This is a genomic window from Kribbella endophytica (assembly GCF_054781295.1).
This window is the reverse complement of sequence record NZ_BAAGUR010000001.1, coordinates 3,451,880-3,467,461: the sequence shown is the minus strand read 5'-3', so window position 1 is coordinate 3,467,461 and position 15,582 is coordinate 3,451,880. Positions and strand designations below refer to the sequence as shown.

Sequence of the window (15,582 nt, the reverse complement as noted above, 5' to 3'; positions counted from 1 at the left end):
GTGGGAGCGGATGCGGGAGGCGTGGTGGACGGGTCTCGCGTGGCGTTGGGGGTCTTGGGGCCGCTGCGGGTTCACGTCGACGGGACGGCGGCCGGGAAGTTGCGGCCGGCGGTGCGGAACGTGTTGGGGGCTTTGCTGCTGCATCCCGGCGAGGCCTTGAGTGCTGGGCGGTTGGCCGAGGTGGGATGGGGACCGGTCGGGTGTTCGAGTGGTGCGTTGCAGATGACGGTGACGCGGTTGCGGGACTGGCTCGAGGAGCAGTGCGGGCCTGCGGCAACTGTCAGCTGGGACGGGCAGGGCTATCGGCTCGACGTACCGGGTTCGGTCAACGACTTCCAGGAGTTCCAGCGGCGCGCGGCAGCTCCGCGGGCGGCGGATCCTGAGGCGCGTGCTCGGGCCTTGCAGGAAGCCCTCGAACTGTGGCGCGGTCCGCTCTTTGCCGACGGACCTGAATGGATTCGCACCGATCCTCTCGTACGCCGGTGGGAGGAATCGCGGATCGGTCTGGTGCTCGAGTTCGCCGACGCGACGCTCGCGGCCGGGAAGCCGGAGCTAGCGCTGACCCAGCTGGAGCCGCTCGCGGCCGAGCTGCCGTACGACGAACGAGTGCACGCCCGCCTGATGACCGTCCTGCTCGCCTCCGGGCGGCGCGCGGAGGCGTTGCTCCGGTACGAGGACGTACGCCGCAGGCTCGCCGACGAACTCGGCGTCGGACCCGGTGCCGCGTTGAGCGAAATGCACGCGCAACTGCTGAAGGAGCCGCGCGTCTCCAGAGGCCCGCACGAGCCGGCGAAGTCCGCGGAGCTGGTGATCGGCAGCCTCGAAGCGATCATCAGCCTGCCCGAGGTCCGCGCGCTGCTCGCGGCGATGCGGCTCGAGCACCCGGAGATCGCGATCAAGATCCGCCACCTCGACTTCGTCGAGCAGGTGACCGCGCTGCCGCAGGGCCAGGCCGACGTCGTCGTGGTCTTCCTGCCCGTCCCGGCCGGCGTCGAGGTCGCGGAGCTCGGGACCGGAACCCGCTCGGTGGTCGTCAACAACGCGCACGAGCTGGCCGCCCTGGACCACCTCACCATCGCCGGCATGGCCGGCCACAACGTCGTCAGCCTGTCCCCGAAGGTGCACGAGGAGTGGCGCAGCTTCTGGGCCGTCGATCCGCGCCCGGACGGCACGCGGGTCAGTTTCACCGACGACGAGGTGACGAACCTCGAGGAACTCTTCTCAGCCGTTGCCCTAGGCCCCAATATCACCATCGTCCCGTCAGCCTGCCGCGAACTGTACCCGCGCCCCGACCTCACGTACATCGAGGTGGTCGACATGGAGCCGATCGTCGTCGCCCTGGCCTGGCTGCCCGGCCCGGAACGCCCCGCCCTGAAGGCCCTGGTCGACCAAGCCACCCGGATGGCCTAACCGACGAAGCTCACCGTCTCGTCCAGCGGCGCCCGGCCGGTGCGCGCGGTCGGATCCGCCGAGTAGCCGATCGACATCCCGCAGAAGAGCGTGAGCTCGTCGGGCGGCGAGAGTACGTCGGCGACGGTCCGGTGACACTTGGCCCAGGCCATCTGCGTGCAGGTGTGCAGCCCTTCGCCGCGGCACAGCAGCATGACCGTCTGCAGATACATCCCGACGTCCGACCACTGCGCCGGTCCCATGTCGCGATCGAGGTAGCAGAAGAGCGCGGTCGAGGCGCCGAAGCAGTCCCAGTTCGCGATGGCGGCTCGATGCCGGGCCTCCAGGTCCTCGCGCGGAATGCCGAGCCCGCCGTACCGCTGCTCGCCGAAGGCCGAGCGGCGATCGCCGTACGGCGGCTTCAGCGTCGGCGGGTACTGCTGGTACTCCGGCTCGTCGAACGGCTCGCCGGCCGCCACCCGCTCGCACGCGCGTTTCTTCAGCTCGGCGAGCGGCTCGCCGGTCACCACGTAGGCGTGCCAGGGCTGGAGGTTCGAGCCGGACGGCGCCCAGGCCGCCGCGGTCAGGACGCGATCCATCGCCTCCTTCGGCACCTCTCGATCAGTGAACTCGCGGACCGCTCGTCGGCTCGTGACTGCCTCGTAGACGTCCATGACTCCTGTCTCTCTCAATCGACTGATTTAGTATCAGGTGAGAAGGTATCATTCGATACGAATGAATCATCTACCCGAAAGAGAGCTGTTCATGCCCACGCTGCTGCACCTCGACTCGTCCGTGTTCCCCGGTGAGCGGTCCGCGTCCCGCGCGGTCACCGACACGTTCCGCCAGGCCTGGCAGGAGCAGCACCCGGACGGCACCGTGGTCTACCGCGACCTCAACGCCGCCCCCGTGCCGCACATCACCGCCGAGGCCTACACGGCAGGGCTCAGCGATCCGTCCGGCCACACGCCGGGGCAGACCGCCGCGCTCGCGGCCCGGCTGGAACTGATCGAGGAGCTGGAGCAGGCGGACGCCGTACTGCTCGGTGCGCCGATGTACAACTACGCGATCCCGTCGACGCTGAAGACCTGGCTGGACAGCGTGATGCTGCCCGGTCGCACGTCCGGCGAGAACCCGTCGTCGCAGGGCACGCCGATCGTCGTCGTCGCCAGCCGTGGCGGCTCGTACCGGCCCGGTACGCCGCGCGAGGACTGGGAGTTCGTGCAGAACTACCTGCTGAAGGTGCTCGGCGAGAGCCTCGGGCTGGACGTCGAGTTCATCGTTCCCGAGCTGACGATGGCGCCCAAGATGCCGGCGATGGCCGACCTGATCCCGATGTACGAGCGCTCCCGCGAGCAGGCCCTCGAGGACGCGGTCGTGAAGGCCAAAGCGCTCGCGGAGCGCCTGGCGTCCTGAACGGAGCGCCCGGCGTCCTGATCAGGCCGGGTAGGCGAGCTTCGTGAGCAGCCGCACGAGCTGCTCCGGCTCGCCTGGTTCGAGCCCGTCGACCAGCCCTTCGGCCAACGGCGCCGCCGCGACGTGGGCGGCGTCGAACAGCTCGATCCCCTGCGGCGTGATCTCCACCGACCGCGCCCGCCGGTCCCCCGGCACCGCCTGCCGGACCGCGAGCCCCTTGCGTTCGAGGTCGTCGACGATCCGCATGATCCCCGCCTTGTCCGACCCCGCGGCCGCGACCAGGTCCCGCTGCAGCGTCGGCCCCTGGTTGACGAGCACGATCAGGACGGAGAAGTGCCGCAACTCGATGCCCAGCGGCCGCAACGCCTCCGACATCACCGCGCCGACCTGCGCGTGGGCCTGCCGCAACAACAACCCGAGCGCGAACGGCGACACGTCCTCAGGCCCGTCCGTCGCCCGGGCAGCGACGGTACGACGAGTTGCGCTCATGCGCGTCATCGTACCGGCGGCCCGCTGGCTCAGACCGTGCCGATCGTCACCGGGCTGGCCGCGTCGACCAGGGACGGGTCGAGCTGGCGGCGGGACGTGATGTCGAGCTTGGTGAACACCTTGCGCAGGTGCCACTCGACCGTGTGGCGGCTGAGGAACAAGCGGGTCCCGATCTCCTGGTTGGTGTGGCCGTGGGCGGCGAGCTGCGCGATCTGCGCTTCCTGGGCGGTGAGCAGCACGCGGCCGCCCGCGGCGTCGCGTCGGCGGGCGGTCTCGCCGGTGGCGGCGAGTTCCTGGCGAGACCGCTCGGCGAAGCCGTTGGCGCCCATCCCGCTCAGCTGGTCGTACGCGAGCCGCAGGTGGAATCGCGCGTCCTGCCGTCGTTGCTCGCGGCGCAGCCATTCGCCGTACAGCAAGTGGGTTCGAGCCAGCTGTACGGCGACGCGCGTGCGGCCGAGACGCTGAATCGCTTCCTGGTAAAGGATGTCGGCGTTCGATCCCTCGGCGAGCAGCGCGCGCGAGCGCGCCAGGATGCCCAGCGCCCAGTCGGTACCGGCCGGGAGCGTCCGTTCCTCGAGCCGGCCCAGAGCCTCGGCTGCCGCCGTACGGTCGCCGCTGTGAGCGGCAGCCTCGACGAGTTCGACGAGCGACCAGCCGACGAAGCCCAGGTCCTCCTGCTCGCAGGCCTGCGCCGCCGCGTGCTGCGCCTCGCCGTACCGGCCCAAGCCGTTGTAGAGCACGGCCGTCACGTGCCTGGTCAGCGCAAGAGCCCGGCCCTCACCCCGCCTGTCCGCATCCGCCGCTGCAGCCTTGATCGCGGCCAGCGCCTCGGCCTCCTCGCCGCGCCAACCGGCGAGCAGCAGCCGGGTGTAACGCAGCGGCTCGTTGCCGGTGGCGGCGGCGATCGCGTCGGACTCGCTGATCAGCGCCGACGCGGCGGTGAACTCCCCCGCGTGCAGGTGAACGGCCGCGCGGTAGGACAGCGCAACCGGAAGGATGCCCAGGGCACCGAGTCCGCGCCCGATCTCGACAGCCCGGACGGCCAGGTCATGCCAGACCTCGTCGTCCCACAGCTCCGACGCGACCGGCTCCGGAGCGACCGGGCACGACAGCCACAACCACCGCACGAGCCCGTCCGTCGAACGGCCGGCCTCCTGCCGGAAAGCGTGCAACGCCTTGCGCAGCAGGGGAATCCCGGCCGCGTAGCCCATCGTGAACCTGGCGGCCACGCCGTCCAGGAGGAGATCCATCGGCCCGGGCGGCGACGGCGCCGGCTGAGCTGCTCCGGCCGCGGCGGCAGCCTTCTCGATCATCCTGGGCAGGCCGGCGAACATGGCCGCTCCCAGGGCTTCCAGGTACGTCGCCCGCGCCGCGGGATCGTTCAGCTTTTCGAGCTGGTTCGCAGCGTCGAGCAGGAGCGGTACGGCGTCGCTGCTGCGCTCGCGGGTGAAGGCGATCTGGGCCCGCAACCGGGTCAGGTGCGCCCGCTGGAGCTCGTCGATCGGCCCCAGCTCCGCGACCGTCAGCAGGTCGTAGGCGGCATCGGACTGGCCGGCCGCGAACTTGGCGTTCGCCGCGGTCAACGCTCGCGCGGCGCGTCGTGCCTGGTCCGGCGTCAGCTCGACCGCTCGCTCGAGGAAGGCCGCTGCCGCCGCGACGCCACCGCGTGCCTGGGCTCGTTCCGCCGCGCTCTCCAGCTCGACGGCGACCGTCTCGTCGAGCCCCACCGTGGCGTACGCCCGGTGCCAGGCCCGGCGGTCCGGATCGCGCTCGGCATCGGTCGCGTCGGCGAGGGCAGCGTGCACGCGGCACCGGTTCTCCGCCGTCGCCGCCCGATAGATCGCCGAGCGCAGCAGCGGGTGCCGGAACCGGACCCAGGCTCCGATGTCGATCAACCCCGCGGACTCGGCAGCCAGGGCCGAACCCAGCTCGATCCCGAGCCGTTCGGCCGCCCGCCACAGCAGGGTGGGGTCACCGACCGGCTCCGCAGCCGCGGTCAGCAGCACGAGCTGCGTTTCGGACGGCAACGTGCGCAGGCGTCGCAGGAACCCGTCCTCGATCTGGCGGGGAAGTGAACCGCTGCCCGACAGCCCGAAGCCGCCGGCCAGCGCGCGAGGCAGCTCGAGCAGGGCGAGCGGGTTCCCACGGGTCTCCGTCACGAAGCGGTCGCGCACGTGCTCGTCCACCAGGCCGCTGACCACTGTCTCCAGCAGCGCCCGCGACTCGGCGTACCCGAGCCCGCCGACGGCGAGCACCGGCAGGCCAGTCAGATCGTGCGTGTCCTCGTCCTCGCGGACCGCGAACACGAGCGCGAGCCGCTCGGCCACCAGCCGCCGTGCCACGAAGGCGAGCGCCTGGGCGGACACGCGGTCGAGCCACTGGGCGTCGTCGATCAGGCAGGTCAGCGGCTGGTCCTCGCTGGCTTCGGCGAGCAGGTCGAGCAGGGCGATGCCGACCTGGAACCGATCCGGCATCGGTCCGGTGTCGAGACCGAAGGCGATCCGCAGGACCGCCTGCCGCGGGCCGAGGAGCTGGTCCGGCAGTTGGCCGCAGAGCTGGTGCAGACCGGCGAACGGCAGCTCCATCTCGGACTCGACGCCGGCCACCCGGACAACCTGGCCCGCGGTCGCGCGTTCGTGCACGTGGTCCAGCAGGGCTGTCTTCCCGATCCCGGCCTCACCGCGCAGTACCAGTACGGCGCTTCGCCCGGCGTGCGCGCCCGCCAGCAGGTCGTCGAGGACCCGGCACTCCTGCTCGCGTCCCAGCATGGCGGCCCGTTACCGCGGGAGCGACGGACGGAGTTGCTTGCGGGACGTGATGCCGAGTTTCGTGAACACCTTGCGCAGGTGCCACTCGACGGTGTGCTGGCTGAGGAACATCTGCGCACCGATCTCCGCGTTCGTCAGACCGGTACCGGCCAGCTCGGCGATGTGGGCCTCCTGCGGCGTCAAGGTGTCGCTGGCTCGGCCGGTGCGTTTGCCGACGGCCTCTCCGGTCGCCACGAGTTCGTGGCCCGCGCGGTCGGCGAAGGCGTCGGCACCGGAGGTGGTGAACAGCTTGTGCGCCGTCCGCAGGTGCACCCGAGCGTCCTGCCGGCGGCCCTCGCGTCGCAGCCATTCGCCGTACACCAGATGAGTGCGGGCCAGATCCATCCGCATCCGGGTCCGGCTGAGCCGCTCGATCGATTCCTCGTACGACGCTTCGGCCTCGTCGGGATCGGTCGCCAGCAGTGCGCGCGACCGGGCGAGCAGGCCCACGACCCAGTCGGTGCCGCACGCCTGGGCCATCGCGTTCAACCGGTCGAAGCCCTCGGCCGCCAACTCCGGACGACCGCTGCGAACGGCCGCCTCGACCAGCTCCGGCAGCGCCCAGTTCCCGACGCCGAGCTCGACCGGGAAGGCCGTCGCCTCCAGGGCCGCAGCCAGCGCGGCCTGGTAGTTCCCGAGGCTGTTCTGCAGCACCGCGGTCGCGTAGTGGGTGACCAGTACGCCGCCACCTTCGCCGCGGCTGTGGGCCTCTTCCCTGGTCCTGGCGATGAAAGCGCCGGCCTCGTCCGAGGTGCCGCGCCAGGCCGCCAGGCCGACTCCGCCGTACGGCGTCAGGCCGGCACCGGTCGCGTCGCCGATCGTTCTGATCTCGGCCACCAGCGACGCGGCGACCGCGATCTCCCCGGCGAAGATGTTCAGCATCACCCGCGCGTTGAGCACGTGCGGCAACTCGTTGAGATCGCCGGTCTCCCGCGCGACGCGGACGTGCCGCGTGGTCAGCAGCTCCCAGTTCTCGTCGTCCCAGAGGTTGACCGCGAGCATCGCGGCGACCCACAGCCAGCGCAGGTCGTCCTGGTCCGGTGGTCCGAGCTCGGCGGCGAACGCCTCGACCGCAACCGTGGCCGGTCCCACCGCCGACGCGTAGCCGTCGGTGAACAACGCCGAGGCGCCGTCCAGGGCCAGGTCACGCTTGCGGCTCAGGTTCGGCGCGGGCAGCGCGCGGGCAGCCGTGGCCACCTCGACGAGCCCGGTCGGCCCCGCCAGCCGGCCGGTGAAGATCCCGGCCGTGATCGCGTCGAGGTAGGTGTCGCGAGCGAGATCGAGGTCGAGCGGTTCGAGCCGGCGGGCCGCCTCGGCAAGCAGCGGGGGCCCGTCGGAGCTGTGGCCGGACAGGAACGCGATCTGCGCCTGCAGCAGGCCGACCCGGGCCTGGTGCAGCGCGTCCGCCGACCCTTCAGCGGCGATCACGAGCAGCCGCGCCGCGGTCGCGAAATCGCCGGCCTGCAAGGTGGCCTGAGCCGCGGCCAGTGCCCGGAACGCGCGCAGCTCGGGATCCGGGGTCAGCTCGGTCGCCCGTTGCAGGAACGCGGCCGTCGCCGCGAAGCCGCCGCGACTCTGAGCTCGCTCGGCCGAGCTGAGGAGCTCGGCGGCGACCTCCTCGTCCGGCCCGCTGGCTCCGTGCGCGCGGTGCCAGGCGCGCCGGTCGGGATCGCGGTCCGGGTCGATCGCCTCCGCGAGGGCGCGGTGAGCCTGCCACCGGTCGGTGGGGGTCGCCAGCCGGTTCGCGGCCGAGCGGACGAGCGGGTGCCGAAACCGGACCCTCGTCCCGAACTCGATCAGCCCGGCGCCCTCGGCCGGCTCGGCGGCGCTCACCGGTACGTCCTGGATCGCCAGTGCGCGGACCAGGAGCGGCAGGTCGCCCACCGGTTCGACGGCCGCGGTCAGCAGGAGGCGCTGGGTGTCGGCCGGCAGCGCCTCGAGCCTGATGACGAAGTTCTGCTCGATCTGGCTGGTCAGCGGGCGGGTGTCCGGCCGCTCGAACCCGCCGGCCAACTGGCTGGCGGTCAGGCCGTGCGGAAGCTCCAGCAGGGCGAGCGGGTTGCCCCGGGTCTCCGACACGATCCTGTCCCGAACCCGTACGTCGAGCCGCCCGGGGACGACGGAGTCGAGCAGCAAGGCGGCGTCTTGATCGGCCAAGCCGTTGACCACGAGCTCGGGGAACGCTCGCCACTCGGGCCCGGTCACCGGATCGCGGAGCGCGAACACCAGCCCGATCTGGTCCGCGAGCAGGCGCCGTCCGACGAAGGTCAGGGCCTGCACCGAGGCGTGGTCGAGCCACTGCGCGTCGTCGATGACGCACAGCAAAGGCCTGCTGTCTGATACCGACGACAGCAGGCTCAAGGTGGCCGCACCGACCAGGAACCGGTCCGGCGGCCCGCCGAACTCGAGCCCGAAGGCGACCGCGAGCGCGTCGCGTTGCGGACTCGGCAACCGGTCGTCGCGGTCGAGCAGCGGAGCACACAGCTGGTGCAACCCGGCGTACGGGAGCTCCATCTCGGACTCGACCCCGGCAGCCCTTACGACGCGACATTCGTCGGCCCTGCCGACCAGGTAGTCGAGCAACGCGGTCTTGCCGATCCCGGCCTCACCACGCAGCACCAGCACCTGCCCATGACCGGACCGGACGCGCGCGACGACGTCGTCCAGCCGACCGCACTCCGTACCTCGCCCGCGGAGCTCGGGCTCCGAACCGACCGGCACGATTCATCACCCCGGGCACGAGATTAGCGCCTGCCCGTGGACTCCGGGTAGAACCCGCCGGAACCGGTTCAGTAGCCGGTCACTCCCGGTCCCATGCCAACCGCAACGAGTTCAGTTCTGCGACTGGGTCCAGCGTGGTGCGACCTGTTCCCACTCCCGCGTCCAGTCCTGCGCCCGGCGCCGATCGAGGTACAGCCGGGTCAAGCGGTACAGCCCCCACAACAGCGGCCAGGCAACGATCAGCACCCCGAACCCGGCCGCGCTGCCGAGCGCGAAGCTGTCGGCGCCCTTGCGTACCGTCGTACCGAGTGCCGCGGCTGCCGGGACCACCAGCAGACCGGACGCCAGTACGGCGATCAGGGCGCCGGCCTCCAGCCGGTCGACCCTGCGGCGCAACGGGTTGTCGTCCAGCGCGAGCAGGCGCAGCTTCATCAGGACGGCCAGTTCGGCGGGCTGCTGCTGGGTGCTCATCTCGGCCTCCTCGGCTCTGCTGGGAAGACAGTGCGGGCGCGCGTTCTGTGACGCGACGCCAAAGTCAACCAGTGTTGACTTTGGTTGTTATGGTGGGGGGATGAAGAAGTCCGAGCGCACGCGGACGGCGATTCTTGCGGCGGCGCGGGAGCAGTTCTCCGAGCAGCCGTACGGGCAGGTGAGTGTGCGGGCGATCGCGACGCAGGCGCGGATCGATCCGGCGATGGTGGTGCGGTACTTCACCAACAAGGAGACCTTGTTCGCGACCGCGATCGACGTCGATCTGCACCTGCCCGATCTGCGGGCCGTCGACGCCGATCGGCGTGGAGAGGCGCTGCTGCGGCATTTCCTCACGATCTGGGAGGGCGAGGAGATGCAGACGGCGCTGCCGATCCTGCTGCGGTCGGCCGCGACGCACGAGGCGGCGGCGGCTCGGCTTCGTGAGGTCTACGTCCGCCAACTGCGCGCGATGGTGGCGACCGTCGCGCCTGACGAGGAAGCGGCGCGACGGGCCGGATTGATCAGCAGTCAACTGCTCGGGATCGCATTGACGCGCTACGTATTGCGCCTGCCTGACATGACCGATCGCGATCCCGATGGCCTGGTCGCGGACCTCGCGCCGGCCGTCCAGCGCTACCTGATGAACGACCTGCCTCACGACTGACCTTCCCGTACGACGCTCAGCTCGATCGCGTCCCTGAGCGCGGCGAGGATGTAGTCCGGGATCTCCAGCCCCTGCTCCTGCGCCCACAGCAGCTCGCGTTCCACCCGGCTCACCTGCCGCGCGACCTCCAGCAGGTCCCGGTCGAAATGAAGCGCCCGCGCGACGTCACCAAAGTCCGCCTGCTGCTTGCGGTTGTTCACCCCGACCAGCCCGAACGATCGTCGGCGCAGGATCCGGGCCAGCTGCAGCTGCCAGTCCTTGAGCCCCTCCTCCCCGATCAGCGCCTCGGCCGACAGCCGGTAGAAGGCGAAGTGCCCAGGCTCCTGGCGCTTGATCGGAGCGATGACCGTCTCCGCGATCGCGCGTTCGCCCATCTCCTGCAGCCCGTCGACCAGCCGCGAGTACGCGACCACGGCCGATCGCTCGGTGGCGGCGCCGGTCAGGTAGTAGAGCAGCCGGATCACGCCGAGCATGCCGGGCAGGTGCGAGAGCACGCCGACCAGCCGCATCTTCGCGCTCAGCCGGAGATCGGTCGGCTCCGGTTCGAGGCCGAAGCCCTGTTGTACGGCGTCCAGCAGGATCCCGTGCTGCAGCTCCTGCGGCGACCAGACGTCGTTGTAGAAGAACCGGTCGACCTCGGTCGCGTCCGGCATCAGCGCGCGCAGCTCGAGCACGTTGCGCTCGACCTCGAGCTCGACCCGGGTCAGGTAGTTGAACACCCCGCCGTACCGGCGACGGACCTCGGTGGGGTCGTGGATGGTCAGGTCGGCGGCGGCCAGGGTGAGCGGCGGATGCTCCTCGGCGAAGGTCTCGACGAAGCGGCGGAGGCCCTCCTGAGTGGCCCGCGGACGTCCGGCGGGGGCGTGGATCTGCGTCATGGCCGCACCTGACTTTTTTGTCAATGGCTGTTGACTTCGACAGTAGGAACCGTCCGGCGTAAAAGTCAACCCGCGTTGACTTTTGGTGACCGGACTCTCAGAGGACCGGTCCAGGCCGCGCTCTGTGACAGCGAGCACGGCTGTCACAGACCAGGACCCCGCCCGGTCCAAGGGAGTAGGAGAGACCCCCCGGGAGGTACCTGATGACGGTTGTCGATCGCCGGCCAGCGGCCGCTGACGGCCTGGCCGCGCTCCCCCGTCCGGTGGCCGTCGTGGCCGGTGCCGGCGGCGTCCTCGGAGCGGCGCACGTCGGCGCCGGGTACGCGCTCGAGCAGCGCGGATTCGTCCCCGACCTGATCGTCGGTACGTCGGTGGGCGCGCTCACCGGGGCGATCGCCGCCGCGCATCCGGACCTGGCCGCGAGTTGGCTGGACGACGTGTGGCGGCAACTGCGCCGGCGTGAGGTCTTCCCGCTCGGCCTCTCCGCGCTGGCCGCCAGCGTGTTCACCGATCGCGGCCTCCGCCGACTGATCGCGCGGGCCGAGCTGCCGGCGCGGATCGAGCAGTTGGACATCCCGTTCACCGCGGTCGCGACCGACCTCGCGACCGGCGGCGAGGTGCTGCTCGACCACGGCAACCTCGAGTCCGCGTTGCTCGCCAGCGCCGCTATCCCGGGGATCTTGCCGCCGGTCGATCGGGACGGCCGGATGCTGGTCGACGGCGGCGTGGTCGCCTACGTCCCGGTCCTGGCGGCTCAGCGCGCTGGCGCCGCCAGCCTGGTCGTCCTCACGACCGGGCCCGAAAGCTGGCCGTTGCAGCCGACGATTCCGCGCCGGCGGGCCGGGGCGATCGCCGCGCGGGCCGGGCTGCTGCGGTTGCACCACCAGATCGAGTGCGATCTGCACGAGGTCGCCGAGGAGCTGCCGACCGTCGTACTGCCGACCGGAATTGACACCTGGCCGGCCTGGTGGGACTTCGGCCACGCCGATCGGCTGATCGACACAGCGAGCGCCACCGCGGACCGGTTCCTCGACGGTCTGCACATCGACGGGCCCGGCCTGTACCGGTCCGCCGATTCCCAGTCGGACAGGAGTTTCAGCCAGCGGAGGTACGGACGATGAGCACGATCGCCTTTCTCAACATCGCCATGCACGGCCGGGTCAACCCGACGCTGCCGTTGGTCGCGGAGCTGGTCCGGCGCGGGCACACGGTCACCTACCACACGTCGCCCGCGTTCCGTGCCGAGATCGAGGCGGCCGGTGCGGCCGTGCGGGTCTACTCCGGTGGCGACCAGCCGCTGCCTGATCCGCCGACACCGCTCGCGCTGCTGGCCGGGCTCGCGCAGACCGCCGTACAGGTACTGCCGGCCGTGCTGTCCGATCTGTGCGGCATCCGGCCGGACCTCGTCGTTCACGACGCGGCCTGCCCGTGGGGAGCGATCGCGGCGAACGAGCTCGACGTACCGGCGGCGTCGTCGTTCACCACGTTCGCCTTCAACAGCCAGGTCCCCAGCCCGACCGCCGTCTCGCGCGAGCTGTTGTCAGCGGCAACCACCAGGCCCGGCATCGTCCGGAGCTACCTGCGTGCCCGCCGTCAGCTGAACCGCCAGTACGACGCAAGCGTGCTCCCCGCCGTTGACCTGGGCAACCTCCGCCAGCCGCTCAACCTGGTCTACACCTCGCCCGAGTTCCAGCCCGGTTTCGCCGAGCTCGACGACTCGTACCGGTTCGTCGGCCCGAGCATCGGCGCCCGCCCGGACGACCGGACCTTCCCGCACGACCAGCTGCACGACCCGGTCGTCTACGCCTCGCTCGGCACGGTCTTCAACGCGAACCCGGAACTGCTGCGCACGTTCGCCCTCGCTCTCGCGCCCCTGGCCGGGACGGCCGTCATCGCCTCCGGCCAGACCGATCCCGCCGCACTCGGAGCATTGCCGCCGAACGTCGTCGTCCGCCGCTTCCTCCCGCAACCCGCGGTGCTCGCACGTGCCGCCCTGTTCGTCACCCACGGGGGGATGAACAGCGTCAACGAGGCCCTGTACGCCGGGGTGCCGATGCTCGTGATCCCCCAAGGTGCCGACCAGCCGCTGGTCGCCCGGCGCGTCGTCGAACTCGGCGCCGGCCTGTCGATGCCCACGCAGGACGTCACCGAAGATTCCGTTCACGCCTTCGCGCGACAACTGCTCGAAGACCCTCGGTTCCACTCGGCGGCGGCGAAGCTGCGTACGTCCCAGCAGCGCGCCGGTGGATTCCACCGCGCGGCCGACGAGCTCGAGCGCTACCTGCTGGCGAAGCACCCGCCGATCACTCCGTTGCTGCAGGCCCGTCACCGCAAGGCCGAGCGATGACCCCACTGGTCGTCGTACTGCTGCTGCTTGCCGGGTTGTCCGAGGCGGCCGGACGTGTTCTCCCGTTGGTCGTTCGCGGGCCTGCGTTGTCGCGGCCGTCTGTCGTCGGGTTGCTGGTGGCCGGGGCCGTTGTCGAGGGCATCGTGTTCGCGTTGTGGCCGTTGACCACGTGGACGCTCGCTGAGCTCGTGCTGTCAGGACCGCCGCCTGGCGACGAGCTCGTCTGGACGGCCGGCCTGGTCGCGCCGCTGATCTTCGCCGCCGTACTGGCGTTTCCGTTGCTCGGACCGTTCCTGCACCTGCTGCTGTTCATCGGGGTCGGCGCCGGTCTGGCCGGCGCGCTCGCGCCGGCGACTGGATGGACGACCGCGGTCGTCTGTGTGGCCGTCGCCGGAGTGGGCCTCGGTGCGGCGGTCGAGGTCGTACGACGCATCGTCGTACGGATCACTGTGCCGCGAACGCTGGAGCCGGCGACATGAACGACTTCCTGTTCTGGGTCATCCTGATCGGGCCCGCGCTGCTCGCGGAAGGTCTGCTCGCCCGGTACGAGGTGCTCGTGTACAGCGCGGGCTGGCGCAGTCCGACCGCCGTACTGCCGGAGGGCGTGCCGTATGCGCGAGGTGCTGCGCCGGATCGGCCGCCGCTCGCCTACCTGGTCTACCTCGATGGCATCGGCAAGCGTCGCGCTCGTGACACGCGGGACGGCGGGCAGCTGGTCAAGGCCCTGATCGACGGCGCTCCCGAGCTGCGGGTCCTTGGTCAGGTTCAGCCGTACTCGCCCTTGGCTGCGCCGCTGGCGGACCGGCCGGTGTGGGCCTGGCTGCGGAGTCATGTGGGGCTACTTCTCTTTCTGCACAACGTGATGCAGACGTTTGTTGCCGCCGACCACCGATACCGGCCGTTGTACAACCGGGCTGTCGGGTCGCAGATCGCGACGCAGCTGCAGCTGGCCGGGTATGAGCCGGACAGCCGCATTCCCGTCGTACTGCTCAGCTACAGCGGCGGCGCGCAGGTCGCGACGGGGGCGGTCGACGAGCTGCATCGGCAACTCCGTCCGCCGCTGCTGCTGATCTCGATCGGCGGGTTCCACAACGGCGCGAACGATGTCACCGAGGCCGAGCAGCTGCATCAGCTGACCAGCGCCAACGACTGGATCGAGCGGGTCGGCACGGTGATCTTTCCCCAACGCTGGAAGGCGTTCCGCTGGAGCGGGTGGAACCGCGCCGTACGGGACGGCCGGGTGACCAGGCACGAACTGGACCCGGCGACGCACGTCGGCCCGACCAGCTACATCAGCCCGACCGCCGTACTGCCCGACGGTCGCACCTATCTCGACCGCACCACCGCCACGGTGATCGCCATCATTCGCGACGACCATCCCCTGCCTGCACGACCTGTCACCGAAAGGACCTCAACACCATGAAGCAGTTCAGACTCACCACGCGACGGCGGCCCGTCGTCGCGATCCTCGCCGCCCTCGCACTGCTCGTCGTCGGTCTCAGCCCGGGCGTCGCCTCCGGCGCCGGCCAGGGCAGCCCGAAGCCGACCGTCGTCCTGGTGCACGGCGACTGGGCGGACGCCTCGGGCTGGAACGGCGTCATCAAGCGGCTCCAGAACGACGGCTACAAGGTCGTCGCCCTTCCGAACCCGCTCCGCTCGCTGTCCACCGACGCGGCCTCGGTCCGGGCGTACCTGGACACGGTCAGCGGACCGATCGTGCTGGTCGGGCACTCGTACGGCGGCGCGGTGATCAGCAATGCGGCCACCGGGCACCCGGGAGTCAAAGCACTCGTCTACGTGAACGCCTTCCAGCCGGACACCGGGGAGAGCGCCGTCCAGCTGGCCGGGCCGGACTCCGCGCTGTCGGTCGACCCGACGACGATCTTCGACTTCGTCCCCGCCACGCTGCCGCCGACGCCGAGCACCGACGTGTACCTGAAGCGGTCGACCGTGTTCGCCTCGTTCGCGACCGGGCTGAGCTCCGAGGACAAGGCGCTGGTCGCGGCGACGCAGCGGCCGGCCACGCTGCTCTCGCTCAACGAACCGTCCGCTACGCCGGCTTGGCGCACGATTCCGTCCTGGGCGCTGCTCGGCACGAAGGACTTGATCATCCCGATCGGTGTCCAGCGCACGATGGCGGCCCGGGCCCGGTCGAACGTCACGACGTACGACGGTGGTCACCTCGGTCTGATGAGCCAGCCGGGGACGGTCGTGAAGGTCGTCGAGAAGGCCGCGAAGGCGGTCACGCGCTGAGCCTTCGAACTGCCAGCACTGTGCGCCGGGACTGCTCACGCCCGGCGCACAGTGCTGTACGGGGGCGTGACCGCGTGGTGGGTGCGGGGTCCACACCACGGGGTGACCACGGACTCCCAGGGGCGCGCGACCACGGACGCCACGGCG

The 15,582-nt window shown here is 70.9% G+C and carries 14 protein-coding genes; 8 read left to right on the top strand and 6 right to left on the bottom strand.

Annotation, left to right across the window (positions count from 1 at the left end):
- The first annotated feature begins 24 nt into the window (after positions 1–24).
- Positions 25–1,410: a BTAD domain-containing putative transcriptional regulator gene (locus ACYVIO_RS16615; RefSeq protein WP_460651667.1), complete on the top strand. Its 1,386-nt coding sequence runs from the start codon at positions 25–27 to the stop codon at positions 1,408–1,410.
- On the opposite strand, the gene ACYVIO_RS16610 is transcribed toward ACYVIO_RS16615, so the two are convergent.
- Positions 1,407–2,063 (bottom strand): nitroreductase, encoded by a 657-nt coding sequence (locus ACYVIO_RS16610; RefSeq protein WP_460651666.1) that lies wholly within the window; start codon positions 2,061–2,063, stop codon positions 1,407–1,409. The genes ACYVIO_RS16615 and ACYVIO_RS16610 overlap by 4 nt on opposite strands.
- Before the next feature lie 91 nt (positions 2,064–2,154).
- Here ACYVIO_RS16610 and ACYVIO_RS16605 point away from each other — a divergent pair, with 91 nt between their 5' ends.
- Positions 2,155–2,805: an FMN-dependent NADH-azoreductase gene (locus ACYVIO_RS16605; protein WP_460651665.1), complete on the top strand. Its 651-nt coding sequence runs from the start codon at positions 2,155–2,157 to the stop codon at positions 2,803–2,805.
- A gap of 21 nt (positions 2,806–2,826) precedes the next feature.
- Here ACYVIO_RS16605 and ACYVIO_RS16600 read toward each other — a convergent pair whose 3' ends face one another.
- The 4 genes from ACYVIO_RS16600 to ACYVIO_RS16585 form a co-directional block, all read right to left on the bottom strand.
- Positions 2,827–3,294 (bottom strand): MarR family winged helix-turn-helix transcriptional regulator, encoded by a 468-nt coding sequence (locus ACYVIO_RS16600; RefSeq protein ID WP_460651664.1) that lies wholly within the window; start codon positions 3,292–3,294, stop codon positions 2,827–2,829.
- Between the two features lie 29 nt (positions 3,295–3,323).
- Positions 3,324–6,062 (bottom strand): ATP-binding protein, encoded by a 2,739-nt coding sequence (locus ACYVIO_RS16595; protein ID WP_460651663.1) that lies wholly within the window; start codon positions 6,060–6,062, stop codon positions 3,324–3,326.
- 9 nt (positions 6,063–6,071) lie between these two features.
- The gene (locus ACYVIO_RS16590) at positions 6,072–8,822 is read right to left on the bottom strand and encodes an ATP-binding protein (RefSeq protein WP_460651662.1); all 2,751 of its coding nucleotides are present in this window, start codon (positions 8,820–8,822) and stop codon (positions 6,072–6,074) included.
- 111 nt (positions 8,823–8,933) lie between these two features.
- Positions 8,934–9,293 (bottom strand): hypothetical protein, encoded by a 360-nt coding sequence (locus ACYVIO_RS16585; RefSeq protein WP_460651661.1) that lies wholly within the window; start codon positions 9,291–9,293, stop codon positions 8,934–8,936.
- Between the two features lie 100 nt (positions 9,294–9,393).
- Here ACYVIO_RS16585 and ACYVIO_RS16580 point away from each other — a divergent pair, with 100 nt between their 5' ends.
- Entirely contained in the window at positions 9,394–9,957 is a 564-nt protein-coding gene (locus ACYVIO_RS16580; RefSeq protein ID WP_460651660.1) for a TetR/AcrR family transcriptional regulator, read from the top strand.
- Here ACYVIO_RS16580 and ACYVIO_RS16575 read toward each other — a convergent pair.
- The gene (locus tag ACYVIO_RS16575) at positions 9,948–10,835 is read right to left on the bottom strand and encodes a GTP-binding protein LepA (protein ID WP_460651659.1); all 888 of its coding nucleotides are present in this window, start codon (positions 10,833–10,835) and stop codon (positions 9,948–9,950) included. The genes ACYVIO_RS16580 and ACYVIO_RS16575 overlap by 10 nt on opposite strands.
- 203 nt (positions 10,836–11,038) lie before the next feature.
- Between ACYVIO_RS16575 and ACYVIO_RS16570 the strand changes: the two genes are divergently transcribed.
- The 5 genes from ACYVIO_RS16570 to ACYVIO_RS16550 are packed head-to-tail and all read left to right on the top strand — an operon-like array spanning position 11,039 to position 15,435.
- Positions 11,039–11,956, top strand: coding sequence for a patatin-like phospholipase family protein (locus tag ACYVIO_RS16570; RefSeq protein ID WP_460651658.1), 918 nt, complete (start codon positions 11,039–11,041; stop codon positions 11,954–11,956).
- Entirely contained in the window at positions 11,953–13,182 is a 1,230-nt protein-coding gene (locus tag ACYVIO_RS16565) for a macrolide family glycosyltransferase (RefSeq protein ID WP_460651657.1), read from the top strand. Before ACYVIO_RS16570 ends, ACYVIO_RS16565 begins: the two co-directional genes overlap by 4 nt.
- Entirely contained in the window at positions 13,179–13,661 is a 483-nt protein-coding gene (locus tag ACYVIO_RS16560) for a hypothetical protein (RefSeq protein WP_460651656.1), read from the top strand. The genes ACYVIO_RS16565 and ACYVIO_RS16560 overlap by 4 nt, the downstream gene beginning before the upstream one ends.
- Positions 13,658–14,605: a hypothetical protein gene (locus tag ACYVIO_RS16555; RefSeq protein ID WP_460651655.1), complete on the top strand. Its 948-nt coding sequence runs from the start codon at positions 13,658–13,660 to the stop codon at positions 14,603–14,605. Before ACYVIO_RS16560 ends, ACYVIO_RS16555 begins: the two co-directional genes overlap by 4 nt.
- Positions 14,602–15,435, top strand: coding sequence for an alpha/beta fold hydrolase (locus ACYVIO_RS16550; protein WP_460651654.1), 834 nt, complete (start codon positions 14,602–14,604; stop codon positions 15,433–15,435). Before ACYVIO_RS16555 ends, ACYVIO_RS16550 begins: the two co-directional genes overlap by 4 nt.
- Positions 15,436–15,582 lie beyond the last annotated feature (147 nt).

Excerpts from the sequence above, each read along its gene's own strand:
- ACYVIO_RS16610 (WP_460651666.1), bottom strand. The coding sequence starts at position 2,063 with ATGGACGTCTACGAGGCAGTCACGAGCCGACGAGCGGTCCGCGAGTTC.
- ACYVIO_RS16605 (WP_460651665.1), top strand. The coding sequence starts at position 2,155 with ATGCCCACGCTGCTGCACCTCGACTCGTCCGTGTTCCCCGGTGAGCGG.
- ACYVIO_RS16600 (WP_460651664.1), bottom strand. The coding sequence starts at position 3,294 with ATGAGCGCAACTCGTCGTACCGTCGCTGCCCGGGCGACGGACGGGCCT.
- ACYVIO_RS16595 (WP_460651663.1), bottom strand. The coding sequence starts at position 6,062 with ATGCTGGGACGCGAGCAGGAGTGCCGGGTCCTCGACGACCTGCTGGCG.
- ACYVIO_RS16585 (WP_460651661.1), bottom strand. The coding sequence starts at position 9,293 with ATGAGCACCCAGCAGCAGCCCGCCGAACTGGCCGTCCTGATGAAGCTG.
- ACYVIO_RS16580 (WP_460651660.1), top strand. The coding sequence starts at position 9,394 with ATGAAGAAGTCCGAGCGCACGCGGACGGCGATTCTTGCGGCGGCGCGG.
- ACYVIO_RS16575 (WP_460651659.1), bottom strand. The coding sequence starts at position 10,835 with ATGACGCAGATCCACGCCCCCGCCGGACGTCCGCGGGCCACTCAGGAG.
- ACYVIO_RS16570 (WP_460651658.1), top strand. The coding sequence starts at position 11,039 with ATGACGGTTGTCGATCGCCGGCCAGCGGCCGCTGACGGCCTGGCCGCG.
- ACYVIO_RS16565 (WP_460651657.1), top strand. The coding sequence starts at position 11,953 with ATGAGCACGATCGCCTTTCTCAACATCGCCATGCACGGCCGGGTCAAC.
- ACYVIO_RS16560 (WP_460651656.1), top strand. The coding sequence starts at position 13,179 with ATGACCCCACTGGTCGTCGTACTGCTGCTGCTTGCCGGGTTGTCCGAG.
- ACYVIO_RS16555 (WP_460651655.1), top strand. The coding sequence starts at position 13,658 with ATGAACGACTTCCTGTTCTGGGTCATCCTGATCGGGCCCGCGCTGCTC.
- ACYVIO_RS16550 (WP_460651654.1), top strand. The coding sequence starts at position 14,602 with ATGAAGCAGTTCAGACTCACCACGCGACGGCGGCCCGTCGTCGCGATC.